Origin of the sequence: Haloimpatiens myeolchijeotgali (assembly GCF_042688525.2) — a bacterium.
GTDB lineage: Bacteria > Bacillota > Clostridia > Clostridiales > Clostridiaceae > Haloimpatiens.
Window position 1 is genome coordinate 2,932,165 of sequence record NZ_JBHWAB010000001.1, and the last position, 19,613, is coordinate 2,951,777.

The window sequence follows — 19,613 nt, forward strand, 5'->3', positions numbered from 1 at the left end:
GTTTTAAACTTAGTAGGCGAAAGCATGAAAATAGACAGTACCTTGAAAGCATCTGCAGTTGTAATTGCTATATTTGCTGCAATCTTCATATGGTATTCTAATTCATTTTTTATGAGAAAAAGAAAAAAAGAAATAGCTCTTTATTCTATGATGGGAATTAAAAAGAAACAAATTGGAAGAATGCTTTTTTATGAAAATATTGCAATGGGAGCAATTGCTCTTATTATAGGAATACTTGTTGGAAACTTATTTTCAAAAGTATTTGTAATGCTTTTGGTTAATTTAATGGGATTTTCTACATCAATAAAATTTACAATTATTCCAAAAGCTATTATTAAAACTCTTATTACCTTTGCTATATTATTTTTAATAACCTCAATTCATGGATATACCATAATTTATAGGTTCAAACTTATTGATCTTTTTAAAGCAGAAAACAAAGGTGAAAAAGAACCAAAAGCCTCTATAATTATTGCTCTATTATCTATTATTCTAATAGGAAGCGGTTATATATTATATCTTAACTCTTTTAAGACTGATTTTTTATTTGCAATATTCACTACCCTAGCACTTGTAGTAATTGGAACTTATTTATTCTTTTCATCCTTTACAGTTTTCATGGTACAACTTGCTAGAAAAAACAAAAGAAAATACTATAAAGGAATAAACATGATTGGAACTTCTCAACTTCTATACAGAATAAAAGCTAGTTCAAGGACTTTAGCCACTATTGCAGTACTTAGCGCAACAACATTAACTGCTATGGGTATTACTTCTAGTATATATTATGACTTTCAAACTAAACTTAATATTCGCTACCCTTTCACTTATGTCATTGGAAATACTAATGACACTTTAAATTCAAAAATAGAAGATACAATAAGCAAATATCCAAAAAATAAAATAATAAATTCTGTAGATGCTGCATTTATTAACATAAATGCATTATTACCTAATGTATCTAAAATAAATACTAAATCTAAAACTATAAAAAATAATATTCATATGATTTCTGAAAGTAAATTTAACGAAATAGCCAAAGCTAGAGGACTTAAAGAAATTGTTAAACTTAATAATTCTAATGAATCAATATTGTTTTATGAAAATTTCATTAAGGGTTTTATGAAAAGTTATATTGATAAAAATATAGAAATTAATGATAATGGTAAAAAAAGTTCTCTTAAAGTTATAGATTTTAAACCTTATGCATTACTCAATAACTATACACTTGTAGATGAAACTTTAGTTGTTAAAGATGATGTATACAACAAATACTACAATAGTAAAAATGTATATCGCGTAAAAGCATATGTTACAGATAATAAAAAAGATAGTAAAAATCTAACAAATTCTATAAGGAAAATCGTTGGTAGAAAAACATTTTTAAAAGATAAGCCTTGGATAAGCACATTTTCATCATATTATGAAAGCTATTCTTCAGGTTTGATGATTAATGGTTTATTAATATTTATCGGCAGCTTTTTAGGCTTAGTTTTTCTTTTATCTACTGGCAGCATTATATTCTTTAAACAATTATCTGAAGCTAATGATGATAAATCAAGATATACAATATTAAAAAATATCGGAGTTAGTAAAAAAGAAATTAAAGCTTCTATAAGTAGACAAATGTTAGTTGTATTTGTATTACCTTTATTGTTAGGTATTTTACATAGTCTTGTTGCTACATCTATCTTAAGTAAACTACTAAATTTAAATTTATTGATTCCTATTACCATAAGTGTAATATCATATACAATAATTTATATGATTTATTATGTATTAACTGTAAATTCATACTACAAATTAGTAAGCTAAACTAATTATTCATTCAACTTTCGCAGGACAAAAATACTGTCTAGCTAATCAATATATCATTTCTCGCAGCGGGTATTTTTCATCTGCGAAAGTTGAATTAACTATCAGCTTCTTTTTAAAATTTCTGTTCTGTTCTTGATATAATGTCCTCTTGAGTTGTTGAATCTAAAGTAATAAATTGTGCACAGTATCCTGCTACTCTAACAATAACATCTCTATATTTTTCAGGATCTTTTTGAGCTTTTCTCAATGTTTCACTTGAAATAATATTAAACTGTATATGCCAACCTTTTAATGCAATAAATGATTTTATAAGAAATATAAATTTATCAAACTGTCCTTCTCCTTGTAATAACTGTGGTGAAAATTTAATATTAAGAAGTTGTCCACCTGTCATTAATATGTTTGGAAGTTTAGTAATTGACTTTAATACTGAAGTAGGCCCATTAGTATCAGTTCCTTGTGTAGGTGAACCCCCTTCTGCAGCTGCTGTCCAAGCTTTTCTTCCATCTGGAGTTGCACAAGTTACACATCCCATTGGTACATTAGAAGAAATTCCAGATGTAGATAATCCATAATTCCCACCAATTGGTCCTTTTTCGTATCTAGTATTTTTATATTTGTTTATTTGTTTAATGTAAGTATCATATACTTCTTTCGCAATATTATCTACATATTCTATATCATTTCCATACTTTGGAGCATTATTTAATACTTTTCTTATTTTTTCTCCATCTACACCTTGAAAATTATTTTTTAAGGCATTTAATATCTGTTCAGTTGTAAAAATCTTATCTTTATAAATTACTTTTTTCATGGCTGCAAAGGAGTTCGCAGCATTAGCAAGTCCAACCTGAAGTCCTGAAATTATATCATATACTGCTCCACCTTCTTTTATTGCTTTCCCTCTTTCAATACAATTATCAACTAAAGAAGAACATAATATATCTGGAAATTCTTCTAAATGTGTATCTGCAATTTTATCTAAAGATACTGATAATTTAGTATAATATTCCATATTCTTTTCCCAAGCATTCCATAATTCTTCATAAGTTTTAAAATCAGTTAGTTTTCCATTACCATTAAGCAATGTATATCCTGTTCTCTCATCATAACCATCATTTAATGTCAATTCTAAAACTTTTAATAAATTCAAAAATGTCATTCCTGTACATCTATATCCCCATTTACCTGGAACAGCTACTTCAACACATCCAACCATAGTATAATTGTATGCATCTTCATATGTTACTCCCTTATTTAAAAGTGCAGGAATAATTATCTCATCATTATGAAAAGCTGGCATTCCAAAACCAGTTGAAACAACACTAGCACATTCTCTTATAAATTTTTCTGGACTATTTGAATGTACCCTAGCTGAAAGATTAGGTTGAGTTAATTTTGCTTCTCCTACACTTTCTAAAATTAAATAACTTAATTCATTTGTTGCATCAGAACCATTTACATTAGACCCACCTATCGTTACATTTTGATATGTTGGATATCCAGCTCCGTATCCTGAATGAGATGTAGGTCTTATTTTCAATATTGAATATAATTTTATCCATAAACACTCTAATAATTCTTTTGCAAATTCTCTATCTACTACTCCATTTTCAACATCATTTTTATAATACTTATATAAATACTGATCTACTCTTCCAAGTGAAGCTGAATGTCCATTACTCTCTATTTGAATTACTAACTGTATAAACCATATCAATTGAGCTGCTTCATAAAAACTTGTTGGAGGTTGTGCTGGAACCCTTTTACATATGTTTGATATTCTTAAAAGCTCTTTCTTTCTATTTTCATTGTTTTCCTTATGTGCAAGTTCTTCTGCAAGTTTTGAATATCTATTAGCAAATTCTATAACAGCCTTATTTGTAATTATTATTGATTGTAAAAATGCTCTTCTTCTTATTCCATCATTATCACTTATATCTACTTTTTCTAATTCTTCTTGTGCTTCTTTTATTACACCATTTAAACCTATTCTTAAAGCCTTTTCAAAATCAGGAACTATATGTCCATCTCCAGATGTCATATTTCCTTCTCCATGAATAGCCTTGACTTTTGATGCCTTTTCAATTTCTTCAGGCATTACTGCATAACACTTACTTCTTAAAGTTTTACCCTTCCAGTACTTAACTATATCCATAAGTTCATCTATATGCTTCTCTGGTAAATAAAAATTATCTCCTTCTCTTTTGTTAAAATTCCCTTTTTCTTTTAATTCATCTTCAATCCATTCTACAGCATATTCTGGAAATACTGGTGCTGTTCTTTGTTCACAAGCTTGATTTCCTACAATTAATTCATCATCCTTAATGTATATTGTCATATTTTTAAGTATTTTTTCTACTGCTTTTGCTCTTTTTATATATATTGGTTGTGCCTCATTTTCCTTGTAAGCCTCAGTTACATACCTTGCTCTTTCTATACAAACCATTGGAGTTTCAGATAACACAGATTCTCTTAATTTCTTAATTCTTTTACTTGTAATTTCATAAGTTTTCATCATAATTTTCTAACCTCCTATAACACATTTTATTCCAAATCCTTCAACAACCTTTTTCAAAGAAGCTAAATTATCCTTTGAAGGAGTTTTAATTTGTTCTAATTTGTATTCTTTTTGTAACTGTCTATATTTTTCTTTTCCTAAAGAATGATATGGCAATAGATGTATCTCCTTTATTCCATTTTCCTTTGCGATTTTCGATGTATTCTGTATATTTTTAACACTATCATTCAATCCTGGTATAAGAGGTACCCTAATAATAATGTTAGAATGCAGCTTAGATAACTTACTTAAATTATTTAAAATAGTTTCATTTGAAACCCCTGTAAGCTTTTTATGATTTTCACAATTTGTATGCTTTATATCAAACATAATTAAATCCGCATATCTTGAAATATTAAAAAGTGTATCCCACTTTCCAAATCCACTAGTTTCTATAGCTGTATTAATATATTCTTCCTTGCATTTTTTTAAAAGTTCTACTACAAACTCACCATTGATTAAAACTTCTCCACCAGAAACTGTTACACCACCTCCTGATTTTTCATAAAATATTCTATCTTTATTTACCTCTTCAATCACATCAGTAATTGACATTGTTTTTCCTACTAAATTTAATGCTCCCATTGGACAAACTTCTATGCACTCTCCACAAACTTCACATTTTTGTCTATCTACCACTACCCTATCTTTTTCAATTTTCAATGCATTATTACTACATTCTTGTACACATCGACCACATAAAATGCATTTATTCATATTGTAATAAACTTCATTTTCTCTCTTTTGTGTTTCAGGATTACTACACCATAAGCATTTTAAAGGACACCCTTTTAAAAAAACTGTAGTTCTAATTCCTGGTCCATCATGAATAGCATACTTTTCAATTTCACATACTGTTGCTTTTATCATTTTTTATCACCTTTTATTAAAAATATAATTGTTTTTTATCATTTATTATTATTTGGTTTTGTTTATTATCATTTTATTTCATTTTCGCCATTTAGTCAATGCTTTTTCTTAAATTCAATCTAAATTTTCACAATTATCAAATTTAAAATATCTTTCCACAAAACCGGTAACTATATAAACAAAGGTAGTGCATTTTATTTACCAATTAGTTATACTATATTTATTAATCATTTATTTTCGACTTTGCGCGTTTGGGGAGGATAAAAACATGTTTGCTGAAGAAAGATTAAATAAAATATTAGAGTTGTTAAAAACTGAAGGAAAAGTACTTGTAAAAGATTTGAGTATAAAATTCAATGTTTCTGAACCAATGATAAGAAAAGACTTACAAAAATTAGAAAAAGAAGGGCAAATAAAAAGAACCTATGGTGGTGCAATTTTAAAAAGAAACCTAGCAGAAACTACAAACATATCAAACAGGATGATAAAAAATTTAGAATTAAAAAAGATGATTGCACATAAAGCCTTCAATCTCATAAATGAAAACGAAGTTATATTTCTTGATATTTCAAGTATAAACTTTATACTAGCTGAAATAATAGCCCAAAATAATAAAAATATTACTATACTAACTAACATGGTTGAAATAACTGCATATTTTAGAAATAATTCAAACACAAATATCATATGCATAGGTGGAACCTATAGTAAAAATCTAGGAGGTGTTGTTGGTTCTGCGGCTATTGAAAGTATTTCTAAATATAGAGCTGACAAAGCATTTATAGGAAGCTGTGGTGTTAATCTATCTGACTGTAGTATAAGTAATTTTGATCTAGAAGAAGGAAATACAAAAAAAACAATAATTAATTGCAGCAAAAGCATTTATCTATTAATGGAAAATGAAAAATTTTATTTTGACGGTGCATACAAATTTGCCCACTTAAAAGATATTAATACTATAATTACAGAAGAAAATCCTAACTCCAAGATATGCGAAATATTAAATAAAAACAGAGTTGACTTACTCTAGGTTTGAAAATTCACAGTATATTACATAACATTTTTATATTATAAAATGAAGCTTATTGCCTGTAGTAAATATCTATATGGTGTATAGGATATACTATAACAATTAAGAATTAATTTGACTTTCACAGGTGAAAAATGATCGCTACTGAAAATGATATCTTGGCTAGAAACCTTTATCAATTGATAAGTGACAAGTTAAGGATGTTTTTCTTACAGAAAAACTTTTATTAGATATAGTAATAAAATAAGTAAATTTTGTTTTAAACAAAATATCCAATTAAAAGCTTTCTGCATTATCAGAAAAGTATCCTTAACTCTCAACTGTCCTCTATCAACTGTTAACTATTTACACAATATATCATTTATTAGAGTTTAGGGTTACTATTTAGTGAACTAAAGACATTCCTGTTCTCATACACCTTTTTATTTACTGGATCCATACACCACTTATGCCAAAACCACCTTTACAAATTTTCTTTTTCCTACTTGAATTACATCTCCATCAGCTATTTTAACATCCTCTAAAGACAATAATTTATTACCGTTTAATTTTATAGCCCCTTGTTCTAATAATCTTTTAGTTTCTCTATTGGTAGATGTAAACTTCATACTTTTTACTATATTTATTATATCAACTTTTCCATTTTCTACATCTTCAAAATCAATTTTAAACTCTGGTATATCTTTTGGAATATTACCCTTTTGAAATACAGATTTAAAATGCTCTTCTGCTTTTTGCGCTTCAGTTTCTCCATGGTATAATCTAACTATTTCTTTTGCTAAACTCATTTTTATATCCCTTGGGTTAACTTCTCCATGTTGAAGCTTTTCCTTAATCTTTTCCAATTCATCAGGATGAATATCTGTTACAAGTTCATAGTATTTTATTATCATCTCATCTGGTATGGACATAACTTTTCCATACATCTCTGTACTGCTTTCATCAATTCCAATATAATTTCCTAAACTCTTACTCATTTTTTCTATTCCATCGGTTCCCTCTAAAATAGGCATAAAAATTGCTATCTGTTTTTCAAGTCCATACTCTTTTTGAAGAGTTCTCCCAACTAAAATATTAAACCTTTGATCTGTTCCTCCTAATTCTATATCTGCTTTTATAGCTACTGAATCATATCCCTGCATTAATGGATACATAAATTCATGTATTGCTATAGACTGTTGTGCTTTAAATCTTTTCTTAAAATCGTCCCTTTCCAACATTCTAGTTACTGTATATTTTGCTGCTAAGTTAATAACATCTTTAAAATCAAATTTTGAAAGCCATTCACTATTAAAACATACCTTTGTTTTTTCTGGATCTAATATTTTAAACATTTGCTTTTTATATGTTTCTGCATTTTCGAGTACTTCCTCTGTTGTAAGTTGTTTTCTTGTTTTAGATCTTCCTGTTGGATCACCTATCATTCCTGTAAAATCTCCAATAATGATAATAGCTCTGTGACCTAAATCTTGTATTTGTCTTACCTTTCTTAGAACTACTGTATGCCCAAGATGTATATCTGGTGCTGTAGGATCTAATCCTAATTTAACTGTTAATTGTTTATTATTTTTTTCAGCATCTATTAACTTTTGTCTTAATTCCTTTGTATCTATTATTTCTGCTGCTCCTTTTGAAATTATTTTTATTTTTTCATCTATACTAATATTATTTTTTGTCATATCTGTTTTCATGGAGATTATCAAACTCCATATCCTCCTTTTTATCAATTAATAATTAATAATTAAAAATTAAAAATGAATGTTGATTTTTGCTTTAGCAAAAATCTTTAATTATATTAGTTATTTTGGCCTAAGGCAAAATTTCCTTAATTACTAATTATTCATTTTTAATTATTAATTCAAATTTACATAAACTATATATATGAATTCACTTAGTTTTAACCTACTAAATTTTTAAAAAAAATTTATAATTTGTTAAATAATAAAAAAACTCCCATCCTCTAGTAAACTAGAGGACGAGAGTATATCTCGTGGTACCACCTCAATTTATTAATACTTCACAGTACTAACCTTTTCGAGTACGACACAAATGTGTTTATACTCTAGCATTTTAACGGGTGCAGGGAACCGGCATCAGCCTACTAACACTAAACAAAAATTAATGTGCACAATTAAATATACATTTAGTGATTTTGGTGTACAGCTCAGAGATGTATTCAAAATCCTTTCTTCACTCCTTTCCACCTATCGGAGCTCTCTGTAAAAGAAAACGAATTTCTACTCTTTCTCATCACAGCTTTTATTTGGAATATTTTTATATATTGTATCACTATTTTTTTAAAATTTCAACCAGAATTTTTATTTTTCTCCTTAAAACAAAACATCCCCTAATTTTTGTTTCATATATTTTCTTATAAAAATAACAAACCACGTTGTAAGAATAATACCTTTAATTACACTAGTTAAACTAATGCTCCACCATACTCCATTTAAACCTAATAAATTTTCTGATGAAAGAATTAAAGCTGCTGGCACACGAAGTCCTGTAAATAATATACTTATAAATGATGGTGGTATAGTTTTTCCAAGTCCATTAAACGCTCCTGCAGTTGTTATCTCTATACACATAAAAAATTGAGATAATCCTAAAATTTTCAAATAAACTACTCCATATTTGATAGCTTCTTCTTCTGGAATAAAAATAGAAAAAATAGGTCTTGCTCCAAAAATCAAAAGGCAAGATGCTGCTATTCCTATAACTGAAACAATTTTTATAGCTGTAAAATATCCTTTATAAATTCTTTTCCACTTTTGTGCTCCATAATTTTGTCCTACAAAAGCACTAAGAGCAGTAGAAAATCCTCCTGCTGTCATCCATGATATAGCTTCAATTTGTGACCCTACCTTTTGTACTGCTATTGGTATATGACCCCAATGAGAAATAATTCTAGCTAACATCATAGAAAAAAAGCAAAACAATGCATTTTGTATAGCTACTGGAACACTAAGTTTTAAAATACGTTTTATATAATCAATATCTGGTAACTTAAATATATTTAAATTTGAAAATAGTTCTTTTTTTGATCTTATGTTATATATAAAAGTTAGGGTTACAATAAATTGAGCTGTAATAGTTGCAATTGCCGCTCCTTTCACTCCCATTTTTGGAATAGGACCTATCCCAAAAATAAGTATTGGATCAAGAATTATATTTGTAATTAATCCTATAGTATTAATAATAAATGGTGTTTTACTATCTCCATATCCATTAAAAATACCTGTAAAAACTGGATTAATAAAATAAAAATTTATCCCTATAGCAATGATTATCAAATAACTTACAGCCATATTTACAACATCACTGTTTCCTAAATTAAAAAATCCTATTAAATTTTTTCTAAACAATATAAGGAAACATCCATATATAATTCCTAAAATTATGTTTAATTGAATAGTATTACGAATATACTTTTTAGCTGCCTCTATATCATTCTTTCCAATTGATTGAGATACACCAACCTCAGCTCCTACTTTAGATAAAATAATTATAGACATTCCCATCCACGTAAAAAATCCTGCAGTACCAACTGCTGCCGATGCTTTACTTCCTATTCTTCCAATCCAAATCATATCTATCATATTATAAGCCATTTGAACGAATGATGTACCCATAATCGGTAAAGCTAATTTTATTAAAGCCTTAAAAATATTTCCTTCTGTTATTTTATTATCCTTTATCATCTCTCTTCAGCCCCCAATTTATTACTTAGCTTAACTCTAGCAATACAAAATATTATCTAGCGAAGGGGAATGATATATTGCGTAAGAAACGTTTGAACAAACAATTTTTAGACCTTAGAATTACTTTGTGAAGCGAAAGGTTTCCGAGCAATATATCATTTCCCGCAGCAACTATTTTTACTTGCGAAAGTTGAATTAATCAACTTTCTCTTACCATTTTATTTATTTCTTCGCCTATTATTTTTATACCTCTTTTTATTTCCTTCTCACTTACTCTTGAAAAACCCAGTCTTATAGTATCTTTTCCTTCATTATCAGTATAAAATATATCTCCTGGCATAAATATAACTCCTCTTTCATAACATCTATCTAACAATTCCCTTGAATTAATATTATCAAGCTTTATAAATAAATACAGACCTCCATCTCCTAATATGAATTTATTAGGAATATGTTTTTTTACTAATTTTTTTGTTAATTCATATTTATCTTTATATATATTCCTCACTTTTTTTACATATCGTTCGAAACTACCATTCTTCATGTAATGATATAAAATAGCTTGATCTAAAACTGACGTATGAATATTTCTGCTTCTTTTTACACTTTCTAGAACATCTATAAGTTTTTTATCTCCAAATATCCATCCTATTCTCATTCCTGGGAAAAGTATCTTTGATAAACTTCCTATGTACAAAACAGAATTTTCTCTACCACTTATAGCTGTAATTGGTGCTATATGTGTACCTAAATGTTGAAGTTCTTCATTGAATCCATCTTCAATTATTGGTACGTTGTGCTTTTTTAATACATCATAAATATTTTCTCTTTTTTTATATGACATGACAATTCCAGTAGGATTATGATAAGAAGGAATAAGGTATGCTATCTTTACATCCTTATACATATTAAGTTTTTTCTCTAGTTCCTTTAAATTTATGCCGTCTTTTCCTACAGTAATTCCTATTATATCTAGATTATGAAGTTTCATTAATTTTATAGCAGTATTGTGTGTTGGATTTTCGCATATTATTTTATCGCCTTTCTCTGTAATTGAAGATAAAACTATGTCAAATCCCTCAGTAAATCCATTAGTTATTAATATGCTTTTATTATATGTATTAACTCCTTTTTGCTTCATATATTCCATTAAGAAATCAATTAAAGACTTATACCCTTTAGCATAACCATAATTTAAAATTTTTTCACCTTCTACAGCAATTACATCTAAAAATGATCTTTTCATTTCTTCTACATCAAATAAAGTTTCATCTGGAGCTATAGTTTTAAATGAAATCATACCCTTTTTATATAATTTTTCATGTTTCATAATATCTAGTTCTTCTGCTTTTTTTGAATAATCATTTACATTTTTATGCCAATTAATATCCCATTCACTTTTTACGTTTATATCTATTTCAGATATAAACGTACCTTTACCTTTTATAGTATAAACTAAGTTTTCACTTTCAAGAAATTCATAAGCTTTTAAAATAGTACTTCGACCAACTTTTAACATTAAAGCAAGCTCCCTTGTTGAAGGAAGCTTACTGTGAGAAGGCAACATACCACTTTTTATCATCTCTTTTATTGAATTATGAACTTGAATATAAATAGGTTCCTTTTTATTTAATTTTATATTAAAAAACATAAAAGCACCCCATTAAACTTTAATTACTAACTGAATTTTCACAAAACAAAAATACTATCATTTCCCGCAGCGATTGTTTTCAACTACCAAAATTGAATTACTAAATAATCTTTAATACTATTTTTATTCTAAAGAATATTCTATTATTTTATCTAATAATTCACTAAAATTCAACCCATAAGCTGCTGCACTTTTTGGTAATAGACTATTTTTAGTCATACCTGGAAGAGTATTAATTTCTAATACATATATTTCATTATCTTTTACTATCATATCAATTCTAGCATATACCTTCAACTTAAAGCTATCCCAACATTTATATGCAATTTTTTCAACTTTTTTCATCTTTTCATCTGTAAGTTCTATTACTTCTTCTTTTGCTCCATCTTCGTCATATTTTGAATCATAATTAAACCAACCATATTTAGATTTTATTGAAAGTATAGGCAATACCTCTCCATTCAACATACAACAAGTTATCTCATCACCATCTATATATTTCTCTATTATAATTTCTTCATCATATTTAAGTGCTTTTTTTATCCCCTCTTTAAATTGTTTTTCATCATGAGCAATAATAATTCCAATACTAGACCCTCCATTATTGGGTTTTACAATCACAGGATATCCTATTTCATTAATTTTACTATAATTTACTTCGTCTTCATTCTTTATCTTTACCCACTCAGGAGTTTTTATATTTTGTGATACAAATATTTTTTTACTTATATCTTTATTCATGCATAATGCACTAGCTAAAACTCCGCATCCAGAAAAAGGTACTCCCATACTTTCTAGTATAGCTTGAATTCTTCCATCTTCACCAAATTTACCATGTAGTGCAATAAAAGCAAACTCTAAACATCTAACTCTATCTATAAGTTCATACTGTGTATTTATCGGTATAGGCACAACCTCATATTTATCTTTATCTAAATTATCAATAATTTCATTTCCTGTAAGAAGTGATATCTCCTTTTCAGATGATACTCCGCCCATTATAACTCCAACTTGCATATTTGAACCTCCCTATATAACTTTTTTAATTATCCTTAATTTACTTGTCTATTTTAAATTTTTCAATTAACAAATACAAATTTCTTATTAATCCGTCTTAATTTATTTTATTCTTTATATTCCCATAAAAAAAGAACCACTGCATCACTAATTTAATGTTACAGTGGTTCTTTTTCATGAGTTTTCTGTATTAAATGTCTTATATAATAAACTAATAAAGTGAAAATAGGAATTATTATCTGTTTTTATACAGCTTCCATACCTTTTAGTTCTTGATAAAACTCTACTTTTGCAGCATTATAATAAGGATCTATAAAAATACTAAGTATTCCTAAACTTAAAATTTCAAGTATAAACCATCCAATGAAAGTTATCCAAAGAGTAAACAACCTTGACTTATTCCCCTCCATCATTTCCTTGCTTAAATCTATAGCTTCTAAAGAACTTAATTGTGGGTTGTCACACAAAATATAAAATGCCATAGAGTATTTTATTGTTGCTATTATTCCTGGAACTATGAGCAATAATGTCCATAATAAAATAAAAATATCCATTACTAAATATAAAATAAAAGTCTTAATAAAAAGCCCACCATCGGTAAAAGCACAAAATAGATCTCCTATTTTTACATCTTCACCTCTTGATAACTTTAAAAAGAATTTACTTAGTCCAAAAAGCATAGGTCCTGTTAATACAAGTTTTGTAATATTTATTGCTAATGATGAACCTCTAGATAAATTTAATATATAAAAATCATTAAAATAATCTGGAAATGAAAATAAATTAACATATATTTGCTCATAACTTCTTATGAAATCTTGTATTACCGTACTTGAAATCAACATAAAAATCAAAGTTGCTAATATTGCTATACCCCATTTACCTTTTAATTTTTCTAGTCCTAGTTGTTTTAAATCCCTAGAATCCATTGCACCTATATACATAAAATTCCCCCTTAAATAATTCATAACTCAACTTTCTCAGTACATAAATACTGATTTGAAATTTTTATCAAATCATATATTAATTTTACTATATTTTATCATATATGTTTAATTAAGTATATATTTTCCCATTACTTGACTGAAAATTAACTTTTTTTCATATTATTATTTAAAATGAGCAAAATAAATTATGTACCACATACAACATGAAAGGAGAGATTATTATGCCAAAAGATAGTCAACCTGATAATAAAAAAGCTAGAATGGAAAAATGTAATTATCAAACACCTATAACTAGAGAAACCGCCAAAGGTAATCCAACATCAAAGAAAATTTCCAATGGTCTTAGAAATAAATCTAAAGGGGAAATATCATAAAAATCTAAAACAAAACTTACAGCCTGTGGTAACTATTTATATAGTCTATAAATAGTTACCAGTTGATAGAGGACAGTGGACAATTAAGGATACTTTTCTACTAACGTAGAAAACTTTTATGATTGAAGCTGCATTTTTTCTATAATAGCTTTTACTTCATCTATAGTCATTTGTGGATTACTAATAACTACTGAATAATGAAATCCATCCTCATTCCAGCCTATTGACCTAAGTATTTTATTATCAATAGAAGTTGCTTTTTTTCCTCTTAAAACTATCTCTTTTTCATCTGAAAATACTTTCACTGGTTTTTCATCTTTATTTAATTCTTTAATTTTATTTATACTCAAATTAAATGCAGGTAAATTATTTTTATTATATTGTTCTGTTAACTCTATTAATTCCTTAGTTTTCTTATCTTCCATTACTGTGATTTTATTAAGTGTTACATCTTTACCTTTATAATATAAAATAGGTTTATTTATTAGTTTTGCACCTTCTTTAAGAGTTATTTCTCTTTGAGTAGGACCCATTTCATTTATATTTTGTATTTTTATATTCTTAGGTATGTCTATAGTAAATAACTTTTCATCCATCTTAGGACTAAAATCTAATTTAGTATAATTAACTACTGTTTTAAAATTACCATTTTCATTAATACATTTTACTACAAACCATTTATCCTTTGTAATCCAAGCCTCGAACTTTCCAATCAAAGCTCCTTTCTCTTTTGGTTCACAAACTATATGATAAGTATCTATTCCATCTACTTCTTCTTCACCTAATTTCTTAATTTTATGTGTATCTTTCATTCTGTTTAAAAAATTCATCATTTGAGTTCTAGAACTTTGTCTATTAACAGCCTCATTAATAACTTCTTTGTCATCAACAACAAAAGCTAACTTTAAATTTTTATCGTAACTTAAAATCTTTTTACCATCATTTACCGAAACGGCCTCACTTTTTCCACCCTTTGTAGTTTTAACTTCAATACGTGTTTTTTTGAGTTTACTATCATACCATTCTTTAATATTTGTACTTGAAATTAATTTATTATTTTCATACATGTCACATTTTGATTCACCATAATAAGATGACATTTTTTCATTTTGTTCTATAGCCTTAGCCACAACTTGTTTTGGGAGTAAACTTGTTTTTTGATTAGAACATCCTGCAAATAAACTTACTGTCATAACTGACGCCAATATACATCCTAAAATTTTTCCTTTTTTCATATCATATTCCTTCTTTCTAAAATATTAACGTACTTTTTTACACTTTAAATAATGTCTCAACTTTCACAGTAAAAAATACTCCTTAGCGAAGGGAAATGATATATTGCGTAAGAAACATTTGAACAAAGTTTACAAGTTCTTAGCTTTACGAATTTGAAAAAAGTTATTTTTTCAATATGAGTAAAGTTTAGAACTTGTTACTGAAGTGAAAGGTTTCTGAGCAAAATATCATTTCCCGTAGCGGTTATTTTTCATCTGTGAAAGTTGAGATAATGTATAACAACTTAGTCTATTTTATTTCTTTAATCCAACAGGCAATTATTGTACCTGCCTTTTCATTAGAAAATCCCTTAATTTTTCCATTATGATTTTCTATTATCTTTTTACATATACTAAGTCCTAAACCTACACTTCCATTTTTACTTTTATTTCTAGATTCATCTACCTGATATAGTGGTTTAAATATATTTTCAATATCCTTATTTTTTATTGAAGTTCCTTCATTCCTAACTAATAATATAGCTCCACCTTTTCTCCATTTTTCAAGTTCACAACAAAATTCTTTTGTTATCCAACTTGGTAGTTTTTTATCTTTTGAAAAAGCTCCAATATATATTCTTTTACCGTAGGGAGTATGTCTTATTGCATTACTCATAAGGTTGTCCACAACTCTTATCATATTTTTCACATCAACCATGTAAATTCCATCTACACTACATTCAGTTAAAAGTCTTATATTCTTTTTAATACATAACTGTTCATAATCAGATACAAGCATTTCAAAAAATTCTTCTCCATCTACTTCTACAAAATTCAATTTATTTTCATCACTTAAAATAGTATAAACTGAAAGGTCTTGCAGCATTTGATGCATGTAATCACATTTATTAAGAATTATAGATAAATATTCTTTTCTCTCATTATAATTTAATTCTTCATATGAACATAAAGCTTCTGTATAAGCTCTTATAGATGTAAGAGGAGTTTTTAAATCATGAGAAATAGCTGCTGCCATATATTCCTTCTCTTTCTGCTGCCTATTTACTTCTTCCCTTGCCTTTTCTATTTCACAACTCATTTTTTCAAAGTTATCAATAAGTTGTCCTATTTCATCATTAACATTATGCTTAATTGATTTAGGATGATTTCCCTTTCCGAAACTTCTCATTTCATTTATAAGTAATTCTAATGGATGATTTAACCTTTTGTTTAGTAACATTATTACTAAAATGAATATAGTTAAAACTATAAATATAAACAATACTATAATAATCAAACTTCTCTTATTTACATTTTCTATCATGTCATTTCTAGCTATTATTATTTTGTAAAATCCTATTAATTCATTTTTATAGAATACAGGTTTTTTAAAGCTATATGCTCTATATCCTTTTTCTAACTTGTATAAATTTGAATAAAGCATACTCTCACTTTCTAAGATATTATAATATTCCATCTCTTGAGAAGAGTATACAACCATTCTATATTTGTTATATAAAATAATATCCACATTATTTTTATCTTCAGACTTTACAATATTAATTTTCTTCAAAGATTTTTCATACAACATATGATTACTTAAAATGCTGTCATATTGGCTTATTTTATTGTTTACAGATAAATAATCATCAAATTCTCTTTTGCTATCATAACTTTTTATCCACATATAAAGAGAGTATCCTAATATTAAGGGGGTTATCATAACTATTAGATATGATATGATAAGCCATTTTTTTAATTTCATAATGTTTGTTCTCCTATAAACTTATATCCTATCCCCCAAACTGTTTGTATAAACTTAGGATTTTTTGTCTTATCCATTAACTTATTTCTAAGTTGTTTTATGTGTACTGTTATAGTATTGTTTCCATCTACATCATTTTGTCCCCATACATACTCATATAATTCTCTTTTACTAAATACCTTATTAGGATTATTAGCCATTAAAATTAAAATTTCATATTCTTTAGCTGTAAGACATATTTCTTCTTTATTCATCATAACTAATTTCTTATCTTCATCAATTATAAGTTCTTCATTAAATACTTTCTTACTTGTATGAATTAATTTATTTTTATCGTCACCATTATTGAATCTTCTATACCTCCTTAAATGTGATTCTATTCTCGCTTCAAATTCAACTAAACTAAAGGGTTTAGTTATATAATCATCTGCTCCTAATTTCAATCCCTTTACCTTATCTTCATCACTTTTTTTAGCACTAGTTATCAATAATGGTACATCACTTTCCATTCTTATAGCTTTACATAGTGTAAACCCATCCATTTCTGGAAGCATAATATCTACTATTACCAATTCATAATTGTCCTTTTTAAAATCTTCAAGACCCTCTTTACCTGTTGATGACCAATTTACAACATATCCTCTTCTTGTAAGATGTTCTTTTAATATGCGCGCAATTTCCAAATCATCTTCAACAATAAGAATTTTTTCTTTCATCTAGCCTTCCCCCTACATGTGTAATTATATATATTTTTGTTTACTTAATTAAAAAATTAATAAATTCTTTATATTTTATCATAATATTCCTTTCAGAGTTAAGTTTCAAATTATCATTACATTAAGAAAAACTCATTGTTTGAATGTATAAATAAAAAGAGTATAAGATTAAGGAATCTTTTAAATACAATTAATAATTAAAAACTCAACTTTCGCAGTTGAAAAACAACCGCTGCGGTAAATGATATCTTGCTCAGAAACCTTTCACTTCAGTAACAAGTTCTAAGCTTTACTCATATTGAAAAAAGATTTTTTAATTAATATTCCATAGGAATCAATAATTAAAAAATGACTTTTTTCAAATTCGTAAAACTAAGAACTTGTAAACTTTGTTCAAATGTTTCTTACGCAATATATCATTTACCTTCGCTAGGTAGTATTTTTTTACTGCGAAAGTTGAGTTATACATTATTAACTATTCATTATCTTTTTAGTAAAAGATTCCTGTGCTTATACCCTTTTTACTTATTGGCTGCAAAAATTGAATATTTAATTTGAGGCTTAAAATACTTGTTATACATAATTCTTAAGTTGTAATTTTCTAATGTTCTCTTCAATCTCTTTACTTTCTCTATTATCATACGGATTATTTATCAAAGCTGTCATAAACAAATATGGATATTCATTTTGTAAATATCTCATGTAAACAAGCCATTCATAAGACAGGAAACCATATACTCTTTCCATATCATGTCTTAGATGTTCAATATCTTCCTTAGTTAATTCTCCAAATTTTCGTCTATTTTTTAATTCATCTTGTAAATGTATCATGGCTTGCAATAATTCTGTAAAAGTCTCATGTTCCAATAAAACTTGATTTTGTAGTAATCTTATAAAAAAGTCTCTTTTTCTCCAGATTAATTCAGTAAACTCTTTTAAATCAATGTCTTTTATATTTATTCTATATACATAATCTTTTGCATCTTTTAGTATTTTTTTATAATCCCCATCCATCCATTTATTATTTATTATATATTGTCTTCTTGTTTTTTCAATATTAGGATCTACTTTAGTAAAAATTTTTAATACATCATTACCAATTTCATCAAAAAATATACCTATTATCATATTTAACTTATTAAACATATTCTTTTTTTCTCTATGTTCTATTAATCTATCAATAATTAATGTTACAACTAATATTTCTATTGGTATAAAAGCAAGATCTTCTGTCATAAACATAAAAATATGATGTACATCTCTAAATATTGCATAATTTAAAGCATATAACAAAGCTGACGTAATCAATAATATTATACCTAAAATTATCTGATCTTTACGTTTTTTCATAATTCCACCTTCCCCCCTTATTGAATCAACATTGAATTCGTTTACTAATAATACATCAATTTAATACTAATATATGTTTAAATATTTCTCTAATATTACAAATGTGTATTATATAAAAAATGTTTTTCACGATATTGTCATGTAATATGTCCCTTTTTACATAGTAATTTATACGATATCATTCTACTATATATTTTACTAAAATTCAATAAGTAAATGAATAATTGAAATTAATTTTATTCATTTTTTCTGATTTAAATATAATTTAGGAAATCATGAACAAACGATAGATAAATTTGATATATAACTTTTTTCTATGTTTAATTAGTGATAATTAAAGATCTTAAAACAAATCATTAATTGATTTATAATTATTTGTTGCATATTTCATATGCGTATTATGCATTTTACAGTAAATTAAATAAAAAAATTCTTAAAAATACTTTTTTGAAATAATAAATATGTACTAAAATTAAAGGGACTGTCTCAAAATAGATTTTAAACACAATATATTAATAGCTTCATTTAAAAACAATCAATATATTGTATTATCTTTTTATTTTGAAACATTCCCTTTGTATTACTGCCCTATACTCACTA

The 19,613-nt window shown here is 26.8% G+C and carries 14 protein-coding genes and 1 other annotated feature; of the genes, 3 read left to right on the top strand and 11 right to left on the bottom strand.

Annotated elements, in window-relative coordinates:
- The first annotated feature begins 24 nt into the window (after nt 1-24).
- On the top strand, nt 25-1,815 hold the full coding sequence (locus ACFIJ5_RS13105) for an ABC transporter permease (protein ID WP_379807734.1): 1,791 nt from the start codon (nt 25-27) through the stop codon (nt 1,813-1,815).
- Nucleotides 1,816-1,930: 115 nt separating this feature from the next.
- Here ACFIJ5_RS13105 and ACFIJ5_RS13110 read toward each other — a convergent pair whose 3' ends face one another.
- Together ACFIJ5_RS13110 and ACFIJ5_RS13115 are read right to left on the bottom strand one after the other, a co-directional pair.
- Nucleotides 1,931-4,339 (bottom strand): glycyl radical protein, encoded by a 2,409-nt coding sequence (locus ACFIJ5_RS13110; protein WP_379807736.1) that lies wholly within the window; start codon nt 4,337-4,339, stop codon nt 1,931-1,933.
- 6 nt (nt 4,340-4,345) lie between these two features.
- Nucleotides 4,346-5,248 carry a glycyl-radical enzyme activating protein gene (locus tag ACFIJ5_RS13115; RefSeq protein ID WP_379807738.1) on the bottom strand — a complete coding sequence of 301 codons (903 nt, stop codon included), beginning with the start codon at nt 5,246-5,248 and terminating at the stop codon, nt 4,346-4,348.
- A 268-nt stretch (nt 5,249-5,516) separates the two neighbouring features.
- Here ACFIJ5_RS13115 and ACFIJ5_RS13120 point away from each other — a divergent pair, with 268 nt between their 5' ends.
- Nucleotides 5,517-6,278: a DeoR/GlpR family DNA-binding transcription regulator gene (locus tag ACFIJ5_RS13120; protein ID WP_379807740.1), complete on the top strand. Its 762-nt coding sequence runs from the start codon at nt 5,517-5,519 to the stop codon at nt 6,276-6,278.
- A 446-nt stretch (nt 6,279-6,724) separates the two neighbouring features.
- Here the strand turns inward: ACFIJ5_RS13120 and tyrS are convergent, their stop codons facing one another.
- From tyrS to ACFIJ5_RS13145, 5 genes are all read right to left on the bottom strand, one after another.
- Nucleotides 6,725-7,957, bottom strand: a complete 1,233-nt coding sequence (gene tyrS / locus ACFIJ5_RS13125; RefSeq protein ID WP_379809613.1) for a tyrosine--tRNA ligase — start codon at nt 7,955-7,957, stop codon at nt 6,725-6,727.
- A 289-nt stretch (nt 7,958-8,246) separates the two neighbouring features.
- Nucleotides 8,247-8,541, bottom strand: a binding site (T-box leader).
- A gap of 67 nt (nt 8,542-8,608) precedes the next feature.
- Nucleotides 8,609-9,979 carry an MATE family efflux transporter gene (locus ACFIJ5_RS13130; protein WP_379807742.1) on the bottom strand — a complete coding sequence of 457 codons (1,371 nt, stop codon included), beginning with the start codon at nt 9,977-9,979 and terminating at the stop codon, nt 8,609-8,611.
- Between the two features lie 199 nt (nt 9,980-10,178).
- Entirely contained in the window at nt 10,179-11,630 is a 1,452-nt protein-coding gene (pdxR, locus tag ACFIJ5_RS13135) for a MocR-like pyridoxine biosynthesis transcription factor PdxR (protein WP_379807744.1), read from the bottom strand.
- 123 nt (nt 11,631-11,753) lie between these two features.
- Nucleotides 11,754-12,647, bottom strand: coding sequence for a D-alanine--D-alanine ligase (locus ACFIJ5_RS13140; RefSeq protein ID WP_379807746.1), 894 nt, complete (start codon nt 12,645-12,647; stop codon nt 11,754-11,756).
- Between the two features lie 245 nt (nt 12,648-12,892).
- Nucleotides 12,893-13,591, bottom strand: a complete 699-nt coding sequence (locus tag ACFIJ5_RS13145; protein ID WP_379807748.1) for a DUF975 family protein — start codon at nt 13,589-13,591, stop codon at nt 12,893-12,895.
- A 224-nt stretch (nt 13,592-13,815) separates the two neighbouring features.
- On the opposite strand from ACFIJ5_RS13145, the gene ACFIJ5_RS13150 reads away from it, so the two are divergent.
- Nucleotides 13,816-13,968, top strand: coding sequence for a hypothetical protein (locus tag ACFIJ5_RS13150; RefSeq protein WP_379807750.1), 153 nt, complete (start codon nt 13,816-13,818; stop codon nt 13,966-13,968).
- Between the two features lie 116 nt (nt 13,969-14,084).
- Here ACFIJ5_RS13150 and ACFIJ5_RS13155 read toward each other — a convergent pair whose 3' ends face one another.
- The 4 genes from ACFIJ5_RS13155 to ACFIJ5_RS13170 form a co-directional block, all read right to left on the bottom strand.
- Nucleotides 14,085-15,203 carry a LolA family protein gene (locus ACFIJ5_RS13155; RefSeq protein ID WP_379807752.1) on the bottom strand — a complete coding sequence of 373 codons (1,119 nt, stop codon included), beginning with the start codon at nt 15,201-15,203 and terminating at the stop codon, nt 14,085-14,087.
- Nucleotides 15,204-15,492: 289 nt separating this feature from the next.
- Entirely contained in the window at nt 15,493-16,947 is a 1,455-nt protein-coding gene (locus tag ACFIJ5_RS13160) for a sensor histidine kinase (protein ID WP_379807754.1), read from the bottom strand.
- Nucleotides 16,944-17,663: a response regulator transcription factor gene (locus tag ACFIJ5_RS13165; RefSeq protein WP_379807756.1), complete on the bottom strand. Its 720-nt coding sequence runs from the start codon at nt 17,661-17,663 to the stop codon at nt 16,944-16,946. The genes ACFIJ5_RS13160 and ACFIJ5_RS13165 overlap by 4 nt, the downstream gene beginning before the upstream one ends.
- 573 nt (nt 17,664-18,236) lie before the next feature.
- Nucleotides 18,237-19,013 carry a hypothetical protein gene (locus tag ACFIJ5_RS13170; protein ID WP_379807758.1) on the bottom strand — a complete coding sequence of 259 codons (777 nt, stop codon included), beginning with the start codon at nt 19,011-19,013 and terminating at the stop codon, nt 18,237-18,239.
- Nucleotides 19,014-19,613: the final 600 nt, after the last annotated feature.